Raw genomic sequence first — 16,988 nt, 5'->3', positions numbered from 1 at the left:
TACAGCGCACAAAAAGATCCGCACCGAATTCGGTGCGGATTTTTGCTATTCAGCGACTAAACTTCTTCAGCCGCCAGCTGACCACACGCTGCCGCAATCTCGTTGCCACGGGTATCGCGGACCGTGCACGGTACCCCCTGGGCCTGTACGCGGCGGACGAACTCCTCCTGCTGCTTCTTCGGGGAGGCGTCCCACATCGAACCCGGAGTTGGGTTGAGCGGGATTAGGTTGACGTGGACACGTGAGCCCAGAGCATTGTGGAGCTTCTTACCCAACAGGTCTGCACGCCAATCCTGGTCGTTAATATCGCGAATCAAAGCGTACTCAATAGATACGCGACGGCCTGTCTTGTCTGCGTAGTAGCGAGCTGCATCGAGTACCTCGGCCACTGTAAAGCGATTGTTGATCGGTACCAGCTCGTCGCGAAGCTCGTCATCCGGAGTATGCAGAGACACCGCGAGAGTTACTGACAGGTACTCGTCGGCAAGCCGTCGGATGTTCGGCGCGAAACCGACCGTAGAGACGGTGACATTGCGCATCGAGATGCCGAATCCCTCCGGCGAGGGCCGCGTGATGCGATGGACGGCGGCGAGAACACGATTGTAGTTCGCGAGCGGCTCGCCCATGCCCATGAATACGATGTTGGTCAGACGACCGCCCTCAGCTGCCATAGTGGCAGCGGCCTCACGCACCTGGTCGACAATCTCCGCGGTGGAGAGATTACGCTGCAGACCGCCTTGCCCCGTCGCGCAGAATGGGCATGCCATACCGCAACCGGCCTGTGAGGAAATACAGAGGGTCGCACGCCCCGGGTACTTCATCAGCACGGATTCCAGCAGCGTACCGTCACCTGCACGCCACAGAGTCTTACGAGTCTCGCCGTCGTCACAGGTGATGTGGCGAACGGGAGTCAACAGAGGTGGGAAGAGACTGTCCTTGACCTTTTGACGATCTGCTTCTGGCAGGTCAGTCATCGTCATAGGGTCAGCCTCAAGCCGACCGTAATAGTGCCGGGCAATCTGATCGGCGCGGAAGGCCGGCAGGCCCAGTTCCTTGACCGCAGCCTTCCGTTCCTCAACATCGAGGTCCGCAAAATGGGTCGCGGGCATGCCGCGACGTGGAGCTTTAAGAACGATTGGAAGTGAAGATGCCATGATGGCACCCATTTTCGCATGTAATGACGGTTTTGGCCTAATGAGCGACTAGGCAGCCGCAACTAAGTGGACCTTTACAAGTGGTACATACCTGCCAAAACGTGTTGAATGATAGGTATGACTAACGCTAATCAGCCGAATAACGACAGTCCGCTTTTCGACGATACTCCGTCGTACTCTCCAAATGATTCCGTGGCTCCTGCACCAGAGCAGGACAACCTTCCAGAGCCAGTCGTTGACGCGCCCGCAGAGAAGGACTCCACACCGGAGCCAGCGCCCGCTCCTGGCCGGCGCAAGGTGAAAAAGACTACCGCGGGCTCGATGTGGGTTGGCCTGGTCATCAGTGCAGTTTTGCTGATCGTATTGCTTGTATTCATTCTGCAGAATCAGCAGGAGACCACACTAAACCTGTTCGGCTGGGCCTGGAACTTCCCGGTCGGTGTCGGAATGCTGTTCGCTGCTATCCTCGGCGCCCTCATCACTGCGCTAATCGGTGGCTGGCGAATGTTTGATCTGCGCCGCCAGATTCGTAAGGGCGACAACTAAAGCCCGACTGAACCAGCCAAATTAAACCAGGCTGAAAAGCTGCAATATCAGCCACGTCATCGCGGCTGATGGCAGCATGCCATCCAGGCGGTCCATCAGACCGCCGTGGCCCGGCAATATCGAGGACATATCCTTAATCCCCAGATCGCGTTTGAACTGGGACTCCATCAGGTCACCAAGCGTGGCGGAGATAACCAAGGCAATGCCCAGCACGATGCCCTGCCACCACGGCGCGTGCAACATAAAGATTGCACAGAGCGCTCCAGTAATAGTGGCGAGTACGAGAGAGCCGCCGAACCCTTCCCAGGATTTTTTAGGGCTTACCTTCGGAGCCATCGGATGCTTTCCGAACATGACACCGGCGGCATAGCCTCCGACGTCATTGGAAATCACCCCGATCATGAAGGTCACAATGACCAGACGGGGATCGACTTCCCAGGGATTGTCCATGTGCACCAGCTGCACAGCTAGCGCCGCAAAGAACGGAATCCACATCACCACGAAAACTCCGACTGCGACATCCCGCAGCCAGTTCCGTGGTGCTTCAGCCATCCCGTGCAAAAACAGACGGGTGACTAGTAAAAGCATCAGGGTAACAGTCAGGCCCATGACCAGACCGTCAATCCCCCAGTAGGCGGACAGCCACACCATCAGCTGTCCGCCGAAAATCAGAACCGGGCGAGGGACCTGCCAATCGGACTCGCGGAGCCGCTCGCAGACCTCCCAGGTTGCAAGGCCAACCGCCGCGGCGACCAGAACGGTCCAGGCGAGCGCCCCCAGCAGCAAGCCGATGATGACGACTGCACCAAGTGCTACGCCCACCGTAATTGCAACCGGCAGGTTCCGACCTGCCGAGTTACGCGGCTTAATAAGCCGTAGCTCGTCTAGAACACGTTCCTTATTGGACGCTGGCTTCGACGTTGGCATTGGCGCCTCAAATCCCCTCTCCCGGTTGAATATGAAGGCCTAAACCTCCATCAGTTCCGCTTCCTTGCGCTCAACCAAGGAGTCCACCTGCTCGACGTAGTTCTTGGTGACCTGGTCCAGCTCCTTTTCGCCTGCCTGCACCTCGTCCTCGCCAGCGTCGCCGTCCTTCTGAATCTTCTTCAGAGTTTCCATGCCCTTACGACGGACATTGCGAATCGCAATCTTGGCGTCTTCACCCTTCGAACGTGCGACCTTGACCATCTCACGACGGCGCTCCTCGGTCAGCTGCGGGATAGTTACGCGCAGAACCTGGCCGTCATTAGTCGGGTTCACGCCCAGGTCGGAGTTGCGAATCGCGTTTTCGATGTCGCCCATAACGCTCAGCTCATACGGCTTAATTAGCAGCATGCGCGGCTCCGGAACCGAAATGGTAGCCATCTGGGTAATCGGAGTCGGAACACCGTAGTACTCCGCAATAACGCCATTGAACATCGCCGGGTTCGCACGACCAGTGCGAATGTGCGTCAGCTCCTCGCGGCAGTGCTCTACGGAGCTACCGTACTTTTCTTCACAGTCAAGCAGGACTTCATCAATCATTGTGTTTTTAACCTCGGGTTTCTACTCGGGTTCTAGATAGTTCTAGAGCGCTCTGTGGAAAGAACGTATTACGAACAAATTTATCAGCTGTGGACGAGAGTACCGATTTGCTCACCGGCTACCGCGCGCGCAATGTTTCCGTCGGTAAGCAGATTAAACACGAGAATCGGCATGTTGTTGTCCATGCACAGGGAGAAGGCGGTGGCATCAGCAACGCGCAGGTCCCGTTCCAGAACCTCACGGTGGGTGATGTCATCGAACAGCTCTGCGTCCGGCACCTCACGTGGGTCGGCCGAGTAGACACCGTCAACGGCCTTTGCCATCAGCAGCACCTCGCAGCCGATCTCCAGGGCGCGCTGGGCGGCGGTGGTGTCGGTGGAGAAGTACGGCATCCCCATACCTGCACCGAAGATGACCACGCGGCCCTTCTCCAGGTGGCGCTTAGCACGCAGCGGCAGGTACGGCTCTGAGACCTGTGCCATGTTGATTGCAGTTTGAACGCGGCAGTCCACGCCCTCCTGCTCGAGGAAGTCCTGCAGAGCCAGGCAGTTCATGACCGTGCCCAGCATGCCCATGTAGTCAGAGCGTGCGCGGTCCATGCCGCGCTGCTGAAGCTGTGCGCCACGGAAGAAGTTACCTCCGCCGATGACGACACAGACCTCGACGCCCTTTCGGGAAACTTCCGCAATCTGTCGGGCAACGTTTTGCACCACGTCCGGGTCAACGCCAACCTTGCCGCCACCGAACATCTCACCACCGAGCTTGAGCATCACACGTTTGAAGCCATTGCGCTCGACAGATTCTGCCATGACCATGCACCTTTCTCACACCGTTTAAAAAGTCGCAGACGAGTCTACCCGGTCACGACAGCAAGGCACACTTGACGCTCCGCATTATCGGCTACAGGACAGCAAAATGCCCCGCCCGGGTTCCCGAGCGGGGCATTTAAACTAGCTCACAGCTAGAGGCTTATGCACAAATTACAGGGAATTAGTGCTGGCCAACCTCGAAGCGAACGAAACCGGTCAGGGTAACGCCAGCCTCTTCCATGAGCTGCTTAACGGTCTTCTTGCTGTCGGCGACGGACGGCTGCTCCAGCAGAACAACGTCCTTGTAGAAGCCGTTCAGACGACCCTCGACGATCTTGGCGATAGCCTGCTCCGGCTTGCCCTCTTCGCGGGTGATCTTCTCGTAGACAGCGCGCTCTGCCTCGACGCGGTCGGCCGGGACATCCTCGCGGGACAGGTACTGAGCCTTCAGAGCGGCAACCTGCATAGCTGCTGCGTGAGCAGTCTCTGCAGCACCCTCGCCCTCACCGGTGTAAGCAACCAGAACTCCGACAGCTGCCGGCAGGTCTGCTGCACGGCGGTGCAGGTAGACAGCGATGTTGTCGCCCTCGAGAGTAGCGGCGCGACGCAGCTCCAGCTTCTCACCGATCTTTGCGGAGAGCTCTTGGGTAGCGTCAGCTGCGGTCTGACCGTCGAGGTCAGCTGCTGCGAGCTCTTCCGGGGAGTTTGCCTTGACTGCTGCGGCAGCGTCGGCGACCTTGTTGGCGAAGTCGATGAACTCCTGGTTCTTGGCAACGAAGTCGGTCTCGGAGTTGACCTCGACCATGGTGTTACCAGAAACAGCGATCAGGCCCTCGGCGGCGGTGCGCTCTGCACGCTTGCCGACGTCCTTTGCGCCCTTAATACGCAGGATCTCGACAGCCTTGTCGAAATCGCCGTCGGTCTCGACGAGTGCGTCCTTACAAGCCTTCATGCCGGAGCCGGTCAGCTCACGGAGCTTCTTGACGTCAGCAGCAGTGAAATTCGCCATGCTGGGCGTTCCTCCTTGTGGTGGTTAGAACTTGTGGTGGTTAGAAAGTTCAGCTTTACTCAGCGGATGCCGTCTCAGTTGCAGTGGAGCCCTCGGCGTCCATCTCTGCAGCCTGGTCGGTGTTCTCAGCGGCGGACTCGATCGGAGCGTCGCCTGCTGCCTCGCGAGCAGCGTTGGCCTCGCGCTCAGCGCGAGCCTTGCGGCCCTCTTCAACAGCGGTGGAGATGATGCGGGTCAGCACGGAAGCAGCGCGGATTGCGTCGTCGTTGCCCGGGATCGGGAAGTCAACGTCATCCGGGTCGCAGTTGGTGTCCAGGATGGCAACAACCGGAATGCCCAGCTTCTTAGCCTCGGCGACAGCGATGTGCTCCTTGTTGGTGTCAACAATCCACAGTGCGGACGGAACCTTGGACATGTCGCGAATGCCGCCCAGGGTGCGCTCCAGCTTGGTGCGCTCACGGGTCAGCATCAGGATTTCCTTCTTGCCGCGACCCTCGTAGCCGTTCTCAGCAGCGTCCATTGCCTGAAGCTCCTTCAGGCGAGCCAGGCGCTTGGAAACGGTGGCGAAGTTGGTCAGCATACCGCCGAGCCAGCGGTGGTTGACGTATGGCATGTCAACGCGCTCTGCCTCGTTCTGAACGGCTTCCTGAGCCTGCTTCTTGGTACCGACGAACAGGATGTTGCCACCGTGAGCGACAGTCTCCTTGACGAACTCGAAAGCCTCGTCGATGTAGGTCAGGGTCTGCTGCAGGTCGATGATGTAGATGCCATTGCGCTCGGTGAAGATGAAACGCTTCATCTTCGGGTTCCAACGACGGGTCTGGTGACCGAAGTGGACACCTGCATCGAGCAGTTCTCGCATGGATACAACAGCCATGTCATATTCAGGGAAGATCCTCGCGTCCAGCCTGACTAGGGCTGCGGCTGCTTCCCTTCCTTTCTTATCCGATATAGGTGGTTACAGTTCACGCACAGGCTTTCCCTGTGCCCTAGCGCTCCCCCGCTGCCTCACACCCGACAGATATCCTTGCCGAGCACCCGTGAACCAGCCGGAATGGGTCGCGCGCGTAGTCTTTGTGCTAATGACCGCCCATTAAGGCAGACACCGCGAGCGTCATCTTATCTGATACATCGCACAGGTCGCAATATCTGACACGCCCTGCTATCCACAGGACAAAAAGTCATCCACAGCTAGAACCGTTTGCAATGCACTGCCGCTTGTCGACGAGTGCAGCGTCCGCCACACTATCGCGCATGACGACCAAGCAGAGTTTCAAGCGCTCGCTAATGCGCACATTAGCGCTATTCGTGCTCGCTGTCGCGCTAACAACACCCCCAAGCCCACCTGCAGCTACCGGCGAGCCAATATCCGCTATTACGCATACTTTCCCTGTGCACGGCAAAGTTCTACGCTTCTACACCCCACCGGAAAAACGCTGGCAGCCTGGACATCGCGGAGTAGACCTGAACGCCTCCCCGGGCCAGCCAATCCGCGCCTCAGCTCCCGGTGTGGTGCATTTCGCCGGTTCGATCGCCGGAATGACTTCCGTGTCAATCATGCACGCCGATGGCATCCGCACAACCTATCAGCCCATAGATACCGCGTTAGAAAAGGGAGACCACGTGGCCGCTGGCCAGGTGATTGGTCATCTTGTGGTCAACGCCAAACATCCCGAACCGGGCCTGCATTGGGGCGCACTGCGCGGCAAAGACTATCTCAACCCACTGGATTTGATACAGCGGAGACCAATCGTGCTCAAGCCTGTACGCAATTAAACAACCCTGCGCAATTAAGCGCGCGGATGTGCCCGCTTATGTACTTCACGGAGACGATCCGCTGAGACGTGGGTATAAATCTGCGTGGTCGCCAGACTCGAATGACCGAGCATCTCCTGCACCACACGCAAGTCAGCGCCACCTTCCACCATGGCCGTGGCCGCAGAATGTCGGAGAGCATGCGGTGAAACATCAGCCCATTTATGAATAACTCGGCGCGCCTGACGAGGATTCAATCTACCTCCACGCACACCGAGAAAAAGCGCATGTTCGGCCTGTGCGGAAGCATGAAAGCTTCCACGCACCTGGAGCCAGCCTTTGAGTGCCGCCTCCGCTGGTGCACCGAAGGGCACGATGCGCTGCTTGTTCCCCTTACCCACTACCGAGATGATGTGGCGGGAAAAGTCCACATCTGAGACGTCGGCCTTGCACAGCTCTTCTACACGCATCCCGGTGGCATACAACAGTTCCACAATGGCCAAGTCGCGAGCCGCAACTGCGCTGTCCTCGGATGAGACTTTCTCGATTGCCTCCTCAACCCTCTCCGGCGAGAGCACTTCCGGAAGATGCTGATGTTTCTTCGGCGTTGACAGCCGCAGCGACGGATCAGCATCGAGAATTTGCCGAGCTACGAGCCAACTACAGAACTGGCGAATGGACGTCGTTAAGCGAGCCAGCGATGACCGCGCAGCACCCTCCGCATGCTTCGCGCCGAGGTGCGCACGGATGACAGGGGTGGAGAGTTCACTGATGTGGTCCAGGCCGGCGAGGAGGGGGATGAGATCGGCTCGATAGGCACGGACGGTTGCGTCAGAGAGTCTGCGGGAATAAGTCAGCTCATCGAGAAAATCCATGAGCACGGCCTCAATATTGGCGGATAACCCGAGATCCAGCTCAGTCCTGTCGTCGTTATTGGTTGCGCGCTTCACGGTTCTGACCTTAGTAGATGCACACCGCGAGACCTCACCAGACAGCGGAAAAAGGCAGTGACTCCGACTTTCGCCAGAGCCACTGCCCTATTGCCTCACCCATGTCACAAGCCCGTTTCCGTAACAGTTACTTAGGCTTGCCTTGCCTATATTACTGAGCGTACAGAGAATTGCAATACCTAATTCAAGATTTTTTCGAGATTCTCTGCAGAAGGCTTTATTAGCGCCTCACTAACGCTTCTGTTCCTGGCGCAACCACCCACCCTCCACCCGACTGGTCAGCCCCTGTCCCTGCAGCTCCAGCAACAAATGTGTCGTAAGCGCCACGGCCAATCCCGCCTGCGCTGCGACTTCTCCCACCGGCGTTGGCTCCGCAGAATTCAGAGAGTCGTAGACAGCGAGCTCGTTTCGAGAAAGCTTCTGCACCGCCGACTTTTCCCACAACAATTCAAGCTGAGCATCCTCGTTCACTGTGCCAACTGACCGATACAGCGACCGCACATTATCGGCACTACACACCAGGACAGCCTCGCCACTGCGGATTAGGTCATGACAGCCAGAGGTAGTTTGCAGCGTCACCGGTCCCGGCACTGCTCCCAAGGGCTTGTTTAGCCTCACTGCCCAGTGCGCTGTGTTGCGCGCCCCTGAACGCCAGCCCGCCTCGACGATTGTGGTTGCTCGCGATAGGGCCGCTACCAGACGATTCCTAGTCAAAAACCGATGCCGCGCAGGTCGCACCCCCAGTGGATACTCCGTAATCAGCGCACCCCGCTCTGCAATCCCGTCGAAGAGTTCTGCATGCGCCCGCGGATAGTCAACCCCTACACCACCGGCTCCGACCACAACCGTAGTGCCGCCAGCGTCGAGCGCAGCTCGATGCGCCGCGGCATCAATACCCAACGCACCACCACTGATGACACTAACCCCCGCATTCGCGAACTGCCCCGCGAATTGGGCCGCCACCTGTGTCCCGTAGCTGCTGGCCATCCGCGTTCCGACAATCGCCACCGCTTCACTGACCACGTCCCGCAAGTCACGGCCACGCACCCACAGCGCAAGTGGCGGTGCATCGGCGCGGTCACGGACTTCGAGCGTCGTAAAGCAGGACAGCAGCTCCCCCGGCCACTCTGGGTGCCCCGGATAAATAAGACGCCACCCCATCGCTGCCGCCAGCTCCAAATCGTGGCCGCTCTGGTCAACGTCGGCCCGTGCCTGCGTCGTATTGAGCAGACCTTCCGGCAGCCCGGCGCGAGCCTTGATCCTCTCTGCTACCTCTACCGGCCCAAACTCCGTCACGAGCCGCACAATCTGCGGATGCGTCGCCTCTACCACACGATTCAGGTAAGCCCACGCGTGAATTTCGTCCATTTCTCCCCCTTGATAATGGTTCGGTTGTATTAGCCGCCCTCGCGGTCATGCAGCTGGCAGGCGCGTTGCACGTGCTCGAAGGTAAACGCGTCTACTCCCCCGAGATCTGCGAGCGTCCACGCCACTGCGATTACTTTGTCCACTCCCCGCTGGGTAATCTCTCCGTTCCTCAACTGGAAGTCCAATAACGCCATCGCTTCTTCGTCTAAGCCCGCGTGACGACGGAGAAGCGAGCGTGGCACACTCGCGTTGGTGACGGCTGCTTCGTCGGCAAGCCCCAGGGCCTGCCACCTATGGCGGGCACGGTCACGTGCGGCCTGTACCCGATCGCGAACGGCCGCGGAGGGCTCATTGTGTGCTTTGTTTTTAATTCCCAGCTTGGCCCCGGCAGGACTGAGCGTGACGTTGAGATCCATGCGATCGCGTAGCGGGCCCGATAATGCGCGACCATGCTTGGCTCGCTCGGTACTAGAACAGGTGCATTCGCTGGCATACGCCGCCCCACACCGACAGGGATTGGTCGCCATGACTAGTTGTGTTCTCGCCGGAAAAGTCACTCGATGGTGCGTACGCAGGTGGACGACCACCCCGTTTTCCATCGGCATCCGCAACGCATCCAATACCGCCGGGCGCATGAGGGTGATTTCGTCCAAGAAGAGCACCCCATGGTGGGCAAGGCTAATCGCGCCGGGCTTGGGCACAGCACCGCCGCCGACTAGCGCTGCCACAGTCGCGCTGTGATGTGGAGCCACAAACGGCGGATGTTGGACAAGAGTGTCCGCAGTATCGAGCGCTCCGGCCACCGAATGCAGCGCGGTGACCTCCAGCTGCTGCCACTTCTGCAATGGCGGCAGAATTGTGGGCAAGCGCTCAGCGAGCATGGACTTCCCAGTTCCCGGAGAACCCTGCATGAACAGATTGTGCCCACCTGCTGCGGCTACCTCGAGGGCGAAGCGCGCCTCAGGTTGGCCATCGACATCGGCCAGGTCTACCGAGAAGGCTTGTTCGCTGGGGTCGTCGTTAAGCGCGGTCGTCAAACCTGAGCCGGTGAGTACCCAGCCCCATAGCTGTGTGAGGTCGGCTGCGGTGCAGACTGCGATGCCGTCGACGAGCGCGGCCTCGGCGGCGTTGGCGGCGGGGACGACAACCCAACGGGCACCTGCCTCGCGGGCGGCAAGGACCTGCGGCAGCACTCCACGCACCGGGCGAATGGAACCGTCGAGCCCAAGTTCGCCAATGAGAACCGTGTGGCGGAGACGACCTCGGGCCTCCATGTCATCGCTGGTTGCGATAAGGATGGCGCAGACGATGGCGAGGTCAAAGCTAGTGCCGTGCTTGCGGATATGCGCCGGCGACAGACTCACCACGACTTTTGTCTTCGGCCAGGGCAACTGCGAGTTAGCAACCGCCGTGCGCACGCGATGTTTGGCTTCTCCGACGGCGGCATCGCCGAGCCCACCGATATACATTCCCGGCAAGCCACGCCCAACATCGGCTTCCACCTGCACAATAGTTCCTTCAATGCCGCTGAGGCTGACTGCAAGAGCTGTACCGACAGTCATCTAGCAGTCCCACATGATCGCGTCGCTGATTGCGGGAATGTACGTAACTGCAACGACTGGAGGACCGGACGAAGGGCTGGACACTGTGACTTCTGCGCAGTCGATAACTACGGACTCTAACCAGTAGGTAGAACTCTCTGACAGCCACTGTGCCGCCGCCTTGCGCAAATGACGAAGCTTGGCTGCTGTGATGGACTCTCTGCCGTCCCCAAACTGACTACTTCGCGAGCTGCGCCGCGTTTTTACCTCCACAAAATGCAGCCTGCCGTCAACATCTTCAGCAATAAGATCGAGCTCATAGCGCCCCACCCGCTCATTCCGAGCAATAACTTCCCACCCCTGATCCTCCAACATCTCGGCGACGAAATCCTCCCCAAACGCGCCGAGCTGTCTCGTGGTTAGTTCTTCAAAGCTCTGTGTCATAGCCCCGGTCCCCCTGGTTCCCCGTTGAATTGTGCCTTGGCGGTTTACTGCCTTGGCGGTTCGGAAACACTCTTGCACAGCGGGCATGACAAAGGCCCTCCGATAAATGCTCAGAGGGCCCTAACTGTGGATAATTTTTCGACTGTGGATAACTGTTAGCAGCTAGCCATAACATGCGATGACAGGCGACGATAACCTACGGCAGTCGCAAGTCCGGCTTATCCAGTTCCTCGATATTGACATCCTTGAAAGTGATAACGCGCACGTAGCGGACAAACCGAGCCGGGCGATGGACATCCCACACCCACGCATCCGACATCCGCAGCTCGAAATAGACCTCGTTTTCGCTGTTGTGCGGAATCAGCTCCACAGCATTAGCAAGGTAGAACCTGCGCTCCGTCTCAACAACGTACGAAAACTGACTAACGACATCGCGGAACTCCTTGTACAGGGATAGTTCAACGTCGGCCTCGTAGTTTTCTAGATCTTCTGCGCTCACGACCGCGACGGCTCCTTCGAGTGTTTACATGTTGCTCTTTTTGTACATGTTGGTCTATTCGGGGTGCTCAAGATACTCCGCGTGTGCCAAGCGCACATTGCGGTATGACCACCGATGCTCCGGGGTTGCGCCATGGCGTGAAATCGCTTCCATATGCGATGACGTGCCGTAGCCCTTATGCCCCGCCAGACCATAGTCCGGATACTTCTCCGATAGGTCAACCATAATGCGGTCGCGGGTGACTTTGGCTAAGACACTCGCAGCAGCAATACATCGGCAAGCGGAATCACCACCAATCACGGGCAAATAGGGTGCCGTGAAGCCAGACACCTTGAGTGCGTCGGTAAGCACGTAGCCAGGACGCTGCCCCAACCCGGCTACCGCGCGGCGCATTCCAGTGACATTCGCGTCCTGGATGCCGAATTGGTCGATGTAGGACGCGGGAATCGTCGTCACGCAAAAAGAGGTGGCGAAGCGTTGGATGAGCGGAAAGAGCCGTTCACGTGCGGCCGGCGTGAGCTTTTTAGAATCGGTGAGCTTATCCAGCTCTGCGATAGGGCGTTCTGGAAGGCAGCAGGCGGCGATAACTATCGGGCCTGCACAGGCGCCGCGACCAGCCTCGTCGACCCCGGCTACAGGTCCAAAGCCGCGCTTTGCCAGCGCGACCTCTATCGTGCGCGACTGCTTCAGCCTCCGCAGTTTCGGCGCCGGCGGCGTGAGCAGACTGTGCTGACTAGTTGTGCTGGATGTCCGGATCATCGACGCCACCGATGCGGTTAAACGGCAGGATGATTGCCTGCACCTTGCCGACGACGTTATCCAGTGGCACAGTACCCTGCAGCTCGTCGCCCATGTGATAGCGAGAGTCCGCGGAGTTGGTGCGGTTATCACCCATGACCCACAGATGCCCCTCCGGCACTGTTACCGGCCCGAAGTACGGGCCACCACACTGCTCTGAGCCAAGATTATCCACCACCGGCTTGTCTGCTGGAGTTTTAATGAAATCCTGGTCTGTCATCTTGCCGTCAACCATGATGCCGGGATCTCCTGGGCGACACTGCACAGTCTGCCCACCCGTGGCAATCACACGCTTTACCAACGCATTTTCATCAGGGGCGACAAGGCCAATCCAGGAACCAACCGTCTGCAGCGAGTTTGCCACCGGGTTAGTAGAACGCTGTGACACGTAGTTACTATTCCAGGACTCCGGGCCATTAAAGACGACAACATCGCCGGGCTTGGGATCTGAGAACTGGTAGGAAACCTTATCCACCCAAATGCGGTCACCGGTGCACCCGACACATCCGTTGAGCGTCGGCTGCATCGACTCGGATGGAATCACGTAGACACGGCCGATAAAGGACTGCACACCAGCACTGATGAGCAGGGCAATCACGATAATGATTGGAATCTCGATGTACCACGGAGTGTGCTTTTCAGGCTCCTCGTCAAGTTTCCGGAAGCCTTTCAAGCCTTCAGTACGGTCTTCTTTTTGGCCGTCAGTCTGTTCGCGAGAATCGTCGTCGGTCATGGGAAAAGACTATACGCGATAGAAAAATCCCCACCGAGCTCAACACTCGATGGGGATTATTTTGCGCCAAAAGACTAGCGGCGCTCCTTGATGCGTGCAGCCTTACCGCGCAGGTTGCGCAGGTAGTACAGCTTCGCACGGCGAACGTCGCCCTTGAAGACAACGCGAATCTCGTCGATGTTCGGGGAGTGCACCGGGAAGGTACGCTCAACAGCGATACCGAAGGATACCTTGCGGACGGTGAAGGTCTCGCGGACGCCGCCGCCCTGACGACGGATAACGACGCCCTTGAAGACCTGAATACGCTCGGTCTTACCCTCGACAATCTTTACGTCGACCTCGACGGTGTCACCAGCGCGGAACTCCGGAATGTCGTCGCGCAGGTATGCTGCATCAACCTTGTCAAGAATGTTCATGGAAACTTATTCCTTTACTTTTTGCATAGACAGAGGACCCTGGCGGCGCTTTCCCACAGAGGGACGCTCGGCCGGTTCATGCCCGAAACAGGTAAAGCTGCCTATAAAGACAACCTGGAAATTATTACACACCCCCTGGTCAGAAACCAAACTCTTCCATGTTCGGCGGGTCTTGCGGGTCTTGGGGAGCTTCCGAGTCTTGGGGGTCTTGCGGGTTGGGAGTATCGGTGTCTTCTCCCCTGCGCGCTTCCTCGACCAGCTTCCGTGATTGCTCTATCAGCTCCTGGCGATACTCGTTATATTCTGCCAGCGCCTGCGTCATCCGCAGTCCCCGTTTGTCGAAAGTGTAGCGCCCGTGCCCGGCAAGCGGCCCGTCTTCCAGGCTCACCGCCTTTTTGCCCGTGCTTGACGACGTCCACAGTTCCACCCCATCCCGATCACGTGCAACATTCCACAGACCAGCTGTTTTCATGTTGTGGTGCCGGCGGCAGAGGCAGTGGAGGTTCGGCGTTTCTGTTGCCCCGCCCTCCTCTGGGTGCTCTTTGTCGTACGGCTCAATATGGTCAATGTCGCAGAGCTCCGCGGGTACATCACACCCCGGAAAGCGACACGTTCCGTCCCGACCTTTAACGAAGGCTCTCTGACTTTCGGTTGGGGCGTAGCCCTCCGCGGTTTCGTCGGCAAGCATACGAATATGCGTGACCTTATCAATCCACGCCTGCGTAGCTAACTGCGAGATCCAGCCAACGCCGCCAAGCCAGGCGGTGCGGGGACGCTCCTCTGTGGCAGGACAGTATAGGTTGAGTACGATTTTTGCCTCGGCGGTGCCGCGGATGAGGTGTGTCAAAGCTTCGACTCGAGTGCAGCCAGCTGAGCTGGAGATGGACTCGAGGGTGGTTTTGAATTCGAGAGCGCGGGTCTTTTCCAGCTCCATAAAAACTTCCGCGAAGTTGTCGCTCTCTTCAAAACCGATACTCTCTCCTACTATTTCGCGTTCTCCTGCAGGAAGCAGCGGATCGACATCACCCGGAAGGTTTTTGGGGCGAAGCTGAGGTTCAATTTCTTCGATAACCCGTTGCAGGAATTTATGTAGGCTGCGAACTCCCCGGAGTGCCTCGCCATGCTTTCGGGGAATGACAAAGCGGGCAATTTCTTCTTCAACAGCTGCACGCACCTCTGGATCGTGGAGCGGCGCTGTCGCGCGAGCAATGGTGATCAGATGCGCAAAGGGCAAATGAGCTCGAGCTTTAATAAAGGCACCCAGCCGGGGCATACGCGCTAACTGAATGCCGACCTCTACATACTCGAGCGCCTTACCGCGGGAAATACCCAACTCGGGTGCGATTTCAGCAATGTATGCATCCACATCAATCTCAAGCGACTTCGGCGTGCAACCGCAAGCTATACCCAGTTCCAGGCGATTGCGTTGGATACCCGCCACCGCCAACTGGTTCGTGGATGACTCGTGGAAAAACTGCGGCGCTTCAGGCAGCAGAGCCGCTTGGTAAACATCGGACGGTTGTTTGGCCGGACTATCTTTTTCAGACATTGTTCCCCCAAAGCCCCAACCCCGCTCAGTGTCGATAACCAGTGAATACCACTAGCCCAACGCCAAGAAGAGAAGCTCAAGCACTTTGTTCTTGATGCCTCCATTTTAGCACACCCATTCGATTGCGCAACCCCTTTAATAAAACTTTTTCGCTTGTACATTCGAGTGAATTGTTGAGCGTGTTATCAAATGTCACGAGGTGCATCTTCTGGCGAAACTCCGCGCACACTAAGACGGCACGCTACAACCGCTCGCTACAACGTCACGCTGATACAGCACTCCAATAACGACCGCTGCCGACCGTTGCTACAAAGCCCCGTTACCTTGTGAGTGTCCCCGATAATGGGGATAGTCGCTGGTCCGGTATGGCTTACCTGCCCTGTAGTTTCCATAATCCGGGGGGTGTTGCCGCCGGGTGCCAGGACTTTCGATGACAGCTGATAGGGACACGGCCAGTTTTAAACTAGGTCTCTTTGTAACGTGGGTGCTTGCAACGAAGGTCATGACACCAGCGACTGGAACAACGCCATACCCATCTCGTTTTCTAGGAGCTCATCATGTCTCCGGAGCATTCCATCGACATATTCCTTGGGTTAGACGTCGGCAAATCTGAACACCACGCCTGCGCCTTAGACCGTGATGGCAACAAGGTCTTCGACAAACCGTTGCCTCAACTCGAATCCGAACTAGCAGGCGTTTTTCACCAGCTTCAGAAGCTTGGCACCGTGCTCGTGATCGTCGACCAACCCAACACCATCGGCGCACTACCGATTGCTGTAGCCCGGGACTGCGGTTGCGAAGTCGGATACCTGCCAGGTCTTGCGATGCGCAAAGCTGCAGATCTCTATCCGGGACGTGCAAAAACAGACAAACGCGACGCATTCATCATCGCCGACACCGCCCGCACAATGCCCCACACGCTACGTGCCGTCGACCGCAATGATGAGGTACTCTCCGCCCTAAAGATGCTGTCCGGCTTCGATGATGACATCGCCCGCGATTGCACTCGCACTGTCAATCGGCTTCGCAGTGTCCTCACCCAGATCTACCCCAGCCTGGAACGAGTTTTTGCTGGTAGCACCCTGACTCGCACGCCGATCCTGGAATTATTGATCCATTACAAGGGACCGCAGGGGCTAAAAAGAGCCGGATACCAACGAGTGTTGAACTGGATGATCAAGCGCACACGTAAAGACCCCACCCCGCTGGTAGACGACATTTTTACAGCGCTGAAAGCTCAAACAGTCACCGTGCCTGGAAGCGATGCCGCCGAGTTAGTAATTCCTCAACTGGCTGCAAACATCCAGGCCCTCAAAGAGCAACGAAACACCATTGCTGAGCAGGTTGAAGAGATGCTCGCTGATTTCCCTCTTTGTGAGGTCTTGATGAGTATGCCCGGAGTCGGCATCAAGACCGCAGCGCAGATCCTTCTTGCGATCGGTGATGGCTCCGACTTCGCTAGTGCTGGCCACTTAGCTGCTTATGCTGGAATAGCACCCGTGACTAGACGATCCGGTTCGTCGATCAGAGGTGAATTCCCGGCACGGTCAGGCAATAAACGACTGAAAAACGCCTTGTTCTACTCCGCATTCGCAGTTATCCGCAGCCACGAACCGTCACGGCGGTATTACGAACGCAAACGCGCTGAAGGAAAACGCCACAACGCAGCAGTCATCTGCCTGGCACGACGCCGATGCAATGTCATCTACGCGATGCTGAAAAACAAGGAGTTCTTCCGCGAAATCCCGCCACGCCCCGTCGCCGCATAAAGCCCCAAAGACGAAGCCGACCAGCACACGCTGGCCGGCTCCTAGGCACGCCTAAGAAACTACTCCCAAGACTGTGCTCGTCAACATCGGTCTGGCACTTGACAAAAACATAGGGACACCCCCC

The 16,988-nt window shown here is 57.8% G+C and carries 18 protein-coding genes; 3 read left to right on the top strand and 15 right to left on the bottom strand.

The window, feature by feature from the left end; genetic code table 11:
* Window positions 1–56: 56 nt before the first annotated feature.
* Window positions 57–1,154: a 23S rRNA (adenine(2503)-C(2))-methyltransferase RlmN gene (rlmN, locus tag ADB08_RS03235; RefSeq protein ID WP_049170933.1), complete on the bottom strand. Its 1,098-nt coding sequence runs from the start codon at window positions 1,152–1,154 to the stop codon at window positions 57–59.
* A 117-nt stretch (window positions 1,155–1,271) separates the two neighbouring features.
* Here rlmN and ADB08_RS03230 point away from each other — a divergent pair, with 117 nt between their 5' ends.
* Window positions 1,272–1,700 (top strand): lipopolysaccharide assembly protein LapA domain-containing protein, encoded by a 429-nt coding sequence (locus tag ADB08_RS03230; RefSeq protein ID WP_065421645.1) that lies wholly within the window; start codon window positions 1,272–1,274, stop codon window positions 1,698–1,700.
* A gap of 21 nt (window positions 1,701–1,721) precedes the next feature.
* Here the strand turns inward: ADB08_RS03230 and ADB08_RS03225 are convergent, their stop codons facing one another.
* The 5 genes from ADB08_RS03225 to rpsB all read right to left on the bottom strand — a co-directional run bounded on the left by ADB08_RS03225 (window position 1,722) and on the right by rpsB (window position 5,919).
* Complete coding sequence (locus ADB08_RS03225; protein ID WP_049170784.1) at window positions 1,722–2,627, bottom strand: phosphatidate cytidylyltransferase; 906 nt, start codon at window positions 2,625–2,627, stop codon at window positions 1,722–1,724.
* Between the two features lie 39 nt (window positions 2,628–2,666).
* Complete coding sequence (gene frr, locus ADB08_RS03220; RefSeq protein WP_038628675.1) at window positions 2,667–3,224, bottom strand: ribosome recycling factor; 558 nt, start codon at window positions 3,222–3,224, stop codon at window positions 2,667–2,669.
* Window positions 3,225–3,307: 83 nt separating this feature from the next.
* Window positions 3,308–4,033 carry a UMP kinase gene (gene pyrH, locus ADB08_RS03215; protein ID WP_005509726.1) on the bottom strand — a complete coding sequence of 242 codons (726 nt, stop codon included), beginning with the start codon at window positions 4,031–4,033 and terminating at the stop codon, window positions 3,308–3,310.
* 181 nt (window positions 4,034–4,214) lie between these two features.
* Window positions 4,215–5,042 carry a translation elongation factor Ts gene (gene tsf, locus ADB08_RS03210; protein WP_049170780.1) on the bottom strand — a complete coding sequence of 276 codons (828 nt, stop codon included), beginning with the start codon at window positions 5,040–5,042 and terminating at the stop codon, window positions 4,215–4,217.
* Window positions 5,043–5,097: 55 nt separating this feature from the next.
* Window positions 5,098–5,919, bottom strand: coding sequence for a 30S ribosomal protein S2 (rpsB, locus tag ADB08_RS03205; RefSeq protein ID WP_040360682.1), 822 nt, complete (start codon window positions 5,917–5,919; stop codon window positions 5,098–5,100).
* A gap of 377 nt (window positions 5,920–6,296) precedes the next feature.
* Here rpsB and ADB08_RS11205 point away from each other — a divergent pair, with 377 nt between their 5' ends.
* The gene (locus ADB08_RS11205) at window positions 6,297–6,818 is read left to right on the top strand and encodes a murein hydrolase activator EnvC family protein (protein WP_065421647.1); all 522 of its coding nucleotides are present in this window, start codon (window positions 6,297–6,299) and stop codon (window positions 6,816–6,818) included.
* 14 nt (window positions 6,819–6,832) lie between these two features.
* Here the strand turns inward: ADB08_RS11205 and ADB08_RS03195 are convergent, their stop codons facing one another.
* The 9 genes from ADB08_RS03195 to ADB08_RS03155 form a co-directional block, all read right to left on the bottom strand.
* A complete protein-coding gene (locus ADB08_RS03195) occupies window positions 6,833–7,687 on the bottom strand; it encodes a tyrosine recombinase XerC (protein ID WP_049170927.1) in 855 nt (284 codons plus the stop codon).
* A gap of 291 nt (window positions 7,688–7,978) precedes the next feature.
* Window positions 7,979–9,115: a DNA-processing protein DprA gene (dprA, locus tag ADB08_RS03190; RefSeq protein ID WP_049170775.1), complete on the bottom strand. Its 1,137-nt coding sequence runs from the start codon at window positions 9,113–9,115 to the stop codon at window positions 7,979–7,981.
* A 29-nt stretch (window positions 9,116–9,144) separates the two neighbouring features.
* Window positions 9,145–10,677, bottom strand: coding sequence for a YifB family Mg chelatase-like AAA ATPase (locus tag ADB08_RS03185; protein ID WP_049170772.1), 1,533 nt, complete (start codon window positions 10,675–10,677; stop codon window positions 9,145–9,147).
* A complete protein-coding gene (locus ADB08_RS03180) occupies window positions 10,678–11,100 on the bottom strand; it encodes a YraN family protein (RefSeq protein WP_065421646.1) in 423 nt (140 codons plus the stop codon). It lies immediately after the preceding gene.
* Window positions 11,101–11,296: 196 nt separating this feature from the next.
* Entirely contained in the window at window positions 11,297–11,599 is a 303-nt protein-coding gene (locus ADB08_RS03175; RefSeq protein ID WP_005509529.1) for a DUF2469 domain-containing protein, read from the bottom strand.
* A gap of 54 nt (window positions 11,600–11,653) precedes the next feature.
* Window positions 11,654–12,358 (bottom strand): ribonuclease HII, encoded by a 705-nt coding sequence (locus ADB08_RS03170; RefSeq protein ID WP_224783775.1) that lies wholly within the window; start codon window positions 12,356–12,358, stop codon window positions 11,654–11,656.
* On the bottom strand, window positions 12,333–13,130 hold the full coding sequence (gene lepB, locus ADB08_RS03165; RefSeq protein ID WP_048735525.1) for a signal peptidase I: 798 nt from the start codon (window positions 13,128–13,130) through the stop codon (window positions 12,333–12,335). Before lepB ends, ADB08_RS03170 begins: the two co-directional genes overlap by 26 nt.
* A 74-nt stretch (window positions 13,131–13,204) precedes the next feature.
* A complete protein-coding gene (gene rplS, locus ADB08_RS03160) occupies window positions 13,205–13,546 on the bottom strand; it encodes a 50S ribosomal protein L19 (RefSeq protein WP_048761860.1) in 342 nt (113 codons plus the stop codon).
* A gap of 139 nt (window positions 13,547–13,685) precedes the next feature.
* The gene (locus ADB08_RS03155; protein ID WP_049170763.1) at window positions 13,686–15,095 is read right to left on the bottom strand and encodes an HNH endonuclease signature motif containing protein; all 1,410 of its coding nucleotides are present in this window, start codon (window positions 15,093–15,095) and stop codon (window positions 13,686–13,688) included.
* Between the two features lie 557 nt (window positions 15,096–15,652).
* Here ADB08_RS03155 and ADB08_RS03150 point away from each other — a divergent pair.
* On the top strand, window positions 15,653–16,864 hold the full coding sequence (locus ADB08_RS03150; protein ID WP_011273191.1) for an IS110 family transposase: 1,212 nt from the start codon (window positions 15,653–15,655) through the stop codon (window positions 16,862–16,864).
* The last annotated feature ends 124 nt before the right edge of the window (window positions 16,865–16,988 follow it).

The sequence above is a fragment of the Corynebacterium sp. 239_CJEI genome, from assembly GCF_001055995.1.
In the GTDB taxonomy this organism is placed as follows: domain Bacteria; phylum Actinomycetota; class Actinomycetes; order Mycobacteriales; family Mycobacteriaceae; genus Corynebacterium; species Corynebacterium jeikeium_D.
The sequence above is the reverse complement of the archived record's forward strand: the minus strand, read 5'-3'. Positions and strand labels throughout refer to the sequence as shown.

Excerpts from the sequence above, each read along its gene's own strand:
- pyrH (WP_005509726.1), bottom strand. The coding sequence starts at position 4,033 with ATGGCAGAATCTGTCGAGCGCAATGGCTTCAAACGTGTGATGCTCAAG.
- dprA (WP_049170775.1), bottom strand. The coding sequence starts at position 9,115 with ATGGACGAAATTCACGCGTGGGCTTACCTGAATCGTGTGGTAGAGGCG.
- rpsB (WP_040360682.1), bottom strand. The coding sequence starts at position 5,919 with ATGGCTGTTGTATCCATGCGAGAACTGCTCGATGCAGGTGTCCACTTC.
- ADB08_RS03180 (WP_065421646.1), bottom strand. The coding sequence starts at position 11,100 with ATGACACAGAGCTTTGAAGAACTAACCACGAGACAGCTCGGCGCGTTT.
- lepB (WP_048735525.1), bottom strand. The coding sequence starts at position 13,130 with ATGACCGACGACGATTCTCGCGAACAGACTGACGGCCAAAAAGAAGAC.
- ADB08_RS03170 (WP_224783775.1), bottom strand. The coding sequence starts at position 12,358 with ATGATCCGGACATCCAGCACAACTAGTCAGCACAGTCTGCTCACGCCG.
- ADB08_RS03225 (WP_049170784.1), bottom strand. The coding sequence starts at position 2,627 with ATGCCAACGTCGAAGCCAGCGTCCAATAAGGAACGTGTTCTAGACGAG.
- ADB08_RS03185 (WP_049170772.1), bottom strand. The coding sequence starts at position 10,677 with ATGACTGTCGGTACAGCTCTTGCAGTCAGCCTCAGCGGCATTGAAGGA.
- ADB08_RS11205 (WP_065421647.1), top strand. The coding sequence starts at position 6,297 with ATGACGACCAAGCAGAGTTTCAAGCGCTCGCTAATGCGCACATTAGCG.
- tsf (WP_049170780.1), bottom strand. The coding sequence starts at position 5,042 with ATGGCGAATTTCACTGCTGCTGACGTCAAGAAGCTCCGTGAGCTGACC.
- rlmN (WP_049170933.1), bottom strand. The coding sequence starts at position 1,154 with ATGGCATCTTCACTTCCAATCGTTCTTAAAGCTCCACGTCGCGGCATG.
- ADB08_RS03230 (WP_065421645.1), top strand. The coding sequence starts at position 1,272 with ATGACTAACGCTAATCAGCCGAATAACGACAGTCCGCTTTTCGACGAT.
- ADB08_RS03155 (WP_049170763.1), bottom strand. The coding sequence starts at position 15,095 with ATGTCTGAAAAAGATAGTCCGGCCAAACAACCGTCCGATGTTTACCAA.
- ADB08_RS03150 (WP_011273191.1), top strand. The coding sequence starts at position 15,653 with ATGTCTCCGGAGCATTCCATCGACATATTCCTTGGGTTAGACGTCGGC.
- rplS (WP_048761860.1), bottom strand. The coding sequence starts at position 13,546 with ATGAACATTCTTGACAAGGTTGATGCAGCATACCTGCGCGACGACATT.
- frr (WP_038628675.1), bottom strand. The coding sequence starts at position 3,224 with ATGATTGATGAAGTCCTGCTTGACTGTGAAGAAAAGTACGGTAGCTCC.